The organism is uncultured Leptotrichia sp. (assembly GCF_938036635.1).
In the GTDB taxonomy this organism is placed as follows: domain Bacteria; phylum Fusobacteriota; class Fusobacteriia; order Fusobacteriales; family Leptotrichiaceae; genus Leptotrichia; species Leptotrichia hongkongensis.
The window spans coordinates 1-5,759 of record NZ_CALHQO010000304.1 but is presented as its reverse complement, the minus strand read 5'-3'; the positions used below and the strand labels follow the sequence as shown (position 1 = coordinate 5,759).

At 33.7% G+C, this 5,759-nt stretch carries 6 protein-coding genes; all 6 read left to right on the top strand.

Annotated features, from left to right (window positions below):
* Nucleotides 1-649, top strand: a 649-nt coding sequence (locus tag Q0370_RS06135; RefSeq protein WP_299573465.1) for a transketolase, incomplete at its 5' end; no start/stop codon positions are given.
* A gap of 178 nt (nt 650-827) precedes the next feature.
* Entirely contained in the window at nt 828-1,757 is a 930-nt protein-coding gene (locus tag Q0370_RS06130; RefSeq protein ID WP_299573462.1) for a transketolase family protein, read from the top strand.
* A 59-nt stretch (nt 1,758-1,816) separates the two neighbouring features.
* Complete coding sequence (locus Q0370_RS06125; RefSeq protein ID WP_299573459.1) at nt 1,817-3,340, top strand: phosphomannomutase/phosphoglucomutase; 1,524 nt, start codon at nt 1,817-1,819, stop codon at nt 3,338-3,340.
* A 274-nt stretch (nt 3,341-3,614) separates the two neighbouring features.
* The gene (locus Q0370_RS06120; RefSeq protein ID WP_299573457.1) at nt 3,615-4,244 is read left to right on the top strand and encodes an adenylate kinase; all 630 of its coding nucleotides are present in this window, start codon (nt 3,615-3,617) and stop codon (nt 4,242-4,244) included.
* Nucleotides 4,245-4,312: 68 nt separating this feature from the next.
* The gene (gene map / locus Q0370_RS06115; RefSeq protein ID WP_299573454.1) at nt 4,313-5,086 is read left to right on the top strand and encodes a type I methionyl aminopeptidase; all 774 of its coding nucleotides are present in this window, start codon (nt 4,313-4,315) and stop codon (nt 5,084-5,086) included.
* Between the two features lie 46 nt (nt 5,087-5,132).
* Nucleotides 5,133-5,510 (top strand): DUF1304 domain-containing protein, encoded by a 378-nt coding sequence (locus Q0370_RS06110; RefSeq protein ID WP_299573451.1) that lies wholly within the window; start codon nt 5,133-5,135, stop codon nt 5,508-5,510.
* Nucleotides 5,511-5,759: the final 249 nt, after the last annotated feature.

Sequence of the window (5,759 nt, the reverse complement as noted above, 5' to 3'; positions counted from 1 at the left end):
AAACAGAGATAGATTGGTTCTTAGTAAAGGGCATGCTGCTCCTGCACTGTATGCGGCTTTGATTGAAAAAGGATTTTTAGGAGATGAAGGAAAAAATCTTATTCCAACACTTAGAAAATGGCACTCTCCGCTTCAAGGACATCCTGATATGAAAAAACTGGCTGGAGTTGAAATGTCAACAGGTTCACTTGGGCAAGGACTGTCTGCAGCAAACGGAATGGCTTTGAGTGCAAAAATTTACAATAATGACTACAGAGTTTATGCAATTCTAGGAGATGGAGAGCTTCAGGAAGGGCAAATTTGGGAAGCGGCTATGACAGCATCACATTACAAGCTTGACAATTTAGTTGCGATAGTTGACTATAACAACTTGCAAATTGATGGAAAAGTTTCGGATGTAATGGATGTTGCTCCGATTGGGGAAAAGTTCAAGGCATTCAAATGGAATGTAATAGAGATTGACGGGCATAATTATGAAGAAATCATAAATGCTCTTGACACAGCAAGAACAGTTAAAGGACAGCCTACAGTTATTGTTGCAAACACTGTAAAAGGAAAAGGTGTCTCATTTATGGAAAACAACGCTGGATTCCACGGAGCTGCTCCAAATGATGAAGAATACAAGAAGGCAATGGAAGAATTGAGTTAACAATAGCAAGGGAAATCAATCGCCATTTCCCTTCATTTCGCAATAATAGTTATTTTAACATATTTAAATAATGGTGTATTAAAGAGAATGGCGAAAGTGCTTTGCACTAACCCTGGCTTGTGGAACAGTATTAGAAAGTTTTTAAAAATAATGAAATAAAAAATAGGAGAATATGAGAATGGAAAAAAAATCAACTAGAGTGGCTTATGGAGAAGCGTTAGTTAAATTGGGAAAAGTAAATAAAGATGTGGTGGTACTGGAAGCAGACTTGTCAAAATCAACAATGACTGCATATTTTAAAAAAGAGTTTCCAGAAAGACATATAAATGTTGGGATTGCAGAGGCTGATATGATTGGAACAGCGGCAGGTATTGCAACGACTGGGAAAATACCGTTTGCTTCAACTTTTGCACATTTTGCAGCTGGACGTGCCTTTGACCAGGTTAGAAACTCGGTGGCGTATCCGCATTTAAATGTCAAGATTTGTCCAACTCACGCAGGAGTTTCGTTAGGAGAGGATGGAGGTTCTCACCAGTCAGTTGAGGATGTGGCTTTAATGCGTGCAATTCCAGGAATGGTAGTGCTATCGCCAGCAGATGCAGTAGAAACAGAAAAAATGGTATTTGCAGTGGCTGAATATGAAGGGCCTGTGTATGTAAGACTTGGAAGATTGAATATACCAGTATTATTTGATGAAAACTATAAATTTGAAATAGGAAAAGCTGCAACTTTGAAAGAAGGAAACGATGTAGCAATATTAGCGACTGGCCTTATGGTTTCAGAAGCTCTTGAAGCAGCGAAATTACTGGAAGAAAAAGGGATAAAAGCAAGAGTGGTAAATGTTTCTACGATAAAGCCGTTAGACACAGAAACAGTTCTAAAAGCGGCAAAAGAATGTAAATTCATTGTAACAAGTGAAGAACATTCGGTAATTGGAGGACTTGGAAGTGCAGTTTCAGAATATTTATCAGAAGTTCATCCGACAAAAGTTGTAAAACATGGAATACAGGATGTTTTTGGACAAAGTGCAGATGGAGAGACTATGCTTACGAATTACGGGCTTAGAGCGAAGGATATTGCACAAATAGTGCTGAATAATTTAAAATAGTAAATTAAGTGAACAATAATAGAAAAGCCATACCAATTTTCAAAATGAGGAGAATAGGTATGGCTTTACTTGAAAAGAGAGGTATTTTTATGGATTTAAAAAATATGATAAGTGGGACTGATATTCGGGGAATAGTTTCAAAATACGAAGATAAGGACATTAATTTATCTGAAAAGGAAGTTGAGTTCATAGCAAAAGGATTTGCGCTTTGGATAACTGAAAAATGTGATGAAATAGCAAAGAGTCAAAACAGGAAGGTTAAAGTGGCAGTTGGGTACGATGCAAGGCATACAGGACCTAAATTTTCAGAAATTATAAGAAAAACTTTGATGGAAATGGGAATTGATATATATGATTGCGGAATGTCAATAACACCATCGCTTTTTATGGCTACGATATTTGAAGATTATAAAGCTGATGGTGCAATGATGATAACTGCCAGCCATTTACCGAGCTACTACAATGGAATTAAATTTTTTACGAAAAATGGGGGACTTCAAAAAAGTGATGTTAATGAATTTCTAGAAATGGCTGAAAAACAAGAAAAAAATTTGCTCAAAAAAGAAAAAGGTGTAGAAACTTTAAAAAATCTAGCAGATGACTATGCTTCATATATATGCGAACTAATAAAAAATAAAATTGGGAAAGGGGATAAACCGCTAGAAAATTTAAGGATAGTGATTGATGCAGGAAATGGAGCTGCAGGATTTTTTGCTAAAAAGGTAATAGAAGTTTTGGGTGGAGATACTACTGGAAGCCAATTTTTAAATCCTGATGGTAACTTTCCAAATCATATTCCGAATCCTGAAGCAAAAGAAGCGATAGAATCAATAAAAAAAGCAGTTCTTGATAATAATGCAGATTTTGGAATAATATTTGATGCAGATGGAGATAGAAGCGCCTTTATAGATAAGAATGGACGTGAAATTAACAGAAATAACCTTATCGCATTGCTTAGTGAAATATTGTTAAAAGAACATTCTGGCGGGATAATTGTAACAGATTCGATTACATCGGCAGGACTAAAAGAGTTTATAGAAAATCGTGGCGGGATTCATCACAGATTCCAGCGAGGATATAAAAACGTAATAAATGAATCTATAAGACTGAATAATGAAGGAAAGTATTCTCCTCTTGCTGTAGAAACGTCAGGACATGCCGCATTTAAAGAAAATTATTTTCTTGATGATGGAGCATACATGGCTGCAAGGCTTTTGGTTCAGCTTGTAGAGAGCAGGGAAAAAGGCATTGAATTTACAGATGTTTTGAATGAGCTACCTGAGCCTGCTCAGGAAATAGAAATAAGAATTCCTATAAAAGATAAAGATTTTCGGGCTTATGGAGAAAAAATTGTGGAAAACTTTAGGGAATATGCTGAAAAAAAAGAAGATTGGAGCCTAGAAAGTCCTAACTATGAAGGTGTAAGAGTAAATGTGGGTCAAAAAAGCTGGTTTTTAATCAGATTATCACTGCATGAACCACTTTTGTGCGTTAATATAGAAGCGGAAAAAGAAGGAATGGGGAATGATATTTTAGAAGAATTGAAGGATTATTTAAAAAAATACGAAAAAATGGAAATTTAAGAAAAAATAAAAAATAAAAATTAAAAAAAGGTATTGATAAAATTTATAAATGTGGTAAAATATAGATGGGTTTATTACCCACTCTAACTTAAATTAGCTAAATAGTTCTTTAGCAGAAAAAACTGATTAAATTCAGTTTTTTTTCTTTTTTGGTTATTTTTTTGAAAATTTAAAAAAGAAAATTGAAAAATGGCTTTTAAAATGTTAAAATTAGATGTGAAAAAATAAATTTGGAAAGGAGCGGTATTTAATTTTAAATACTGAATAAATAATTATGAATATAGTGTTATTTGGAGCACCAGGAGCAGGAAAAGGAACTCAGGCAAAGGAATTAATTCAAAAATATGAAATTCCTCAAATTTCAACAGGGGATATTTTGAGAGCTGCAATTGCAAACAAGACTCCACTAGGAATGGAAGCCAAAAAATTGATGGATGAAGGGAAATTGGTTTCTGATGACATTGTAAATGGACTTGTGGAAGCAAGATTGCAGGAAGATGACTGTAAAAAAGGATTTATTTTGGACGGATTTCCAAGAACAGTGGCTCAAGCTGAAGAACTTGACAAAATTTTGGCAAAATCAAGCAGAGAAATTGAAAAAGTAATCGCACTTGAAGTTAGCGATGAAGAAATTATTGAAAGAATCACAGGAAGAAGAGTATCGAAAAAGACTGGTAAAATTTATCACATAAAATATAATCCGCCAGTTGATGAAAATCCAGAAGATTTGGAACAAAGGGCAGATGATAATGAAGAAACAGTGAAAAAAAGACTTGCAGTTTACAACGAACAGACAGCACCAGTATTGGATTTTTACAAAAAACAAAATAAAGTTTACAGTGTAGATGGTGCAAAAAAACTGGAAGAAATTACAAAAGATATAATTGATATTTTGGAAAAATAAGAAAAAATATTATGCAGTGAAATTAACTTTTAACAAATAAAAAAGAAATTTAGAAAGAAGAAGAAAAAATGATAATTTACAAAACATTAGATGAAATAAAAAAAATAAAAAAAGCTAATGAAATAATCGCAAGACTTTTTGAAGATGTATTGCCAAAACACATAAAAGCTGGAATCAGCACATACGAACTGGACCAAATCGCTGAAGATTACATTAGAAGTCAAGGAGCAATTCCAGGAACTAAGGGTTACGATGTAGGACATCCATATCCTCCTTATCCAGCCGCAACTTGTATTTCTGTAAACGAAGTCGTAGTACACGGTATTCCTAGCAAAAAGCAAATACTAAAGGAAGGGGATATTCTGACAGTTGATACGGTTACAGTACTCGATGGATATTTTGGTGATGCTGCAATTACTTATGCTGTAGGAGAAATTGATGAAACTTCTAAAAAGCTTATGGAAGTTACTGAAAAGGCAAGAGATATTGGAATTGAAGTGGCACGTGCCGGAAACAGAATTGGAGATATTGGGCATGCTATTCAGGAATATGTAGAGAGCTTTGGATTCTCGCTTGTAAGAGATTTTGCAGGGCATGGAGTAGGAAAGGAAATGCACGAAGACCCAATTATTCCAAATTATGGAAAAGCTGGAACAGGAGCTAAAATTGAAGATGGAATGGTAATTACAGTTGAGCCGATGGTAAATGTCGGGACTTATAGAGTGAAAGTATTATCTGATATGTGGACAGCGGTTACTAAAGATGGTAAACGTTCAGCCCAATACGAACATAGCCTTGCCATTATTGATGGAAAGCCTGTAATTTTAAGTATAAGAGATTAAGCTAAAAAGAAATAATATAAAAATATAAAGAAGGGAGAGAATTATTTTGAGCATACTGGCATTCATATTAATATTATTTGTGGCATTAGAGCATTATTACATATTAATCCTTGAAATGTATCTTAATGAAAGTGAAACTGTTCAAAGAAACTTTGGACTGGAAATAGACTTTTTAAAAGATGAACGTGTAAAAAAAATGATGGCAAATCAAGGGCTGTACAACGGTTTTCTTGCCACAGGATTAGTGTGGAGTTTAATCGAAAGTGGAGAATTTCAATTTCAAATTGCAGTTTTCTTCCTAATTTGTATTATCTGTGCGGCTATTTATGGTTCTGTCACAGTTTCTAAAAAAATATTTTTAGTGCAGGGTTTACCTGCTTTAATGGCTATTATTGCAGTATTGTTGCCATTAGTAGTTTCATAAATTTAATTGGATTTCAAAGGAATTCTTAAACTTGAAAATTTGATTTTAGAGAGTTTAGGTGTTTTGTGTATATAAATTTTAAAAAATATTTGCAAAAAGACTGGAGATAATGCTCTAGTCTTTATTTTATTTGCACTTTTTCTGTAATACCAATAAAAAAAACTAATAAAAATACAAAAAGTATGATAAAATATATTGTATAGTAAAACTGCTTTAAAACTAAACTCAAAAGGCTATGACTATTTTACT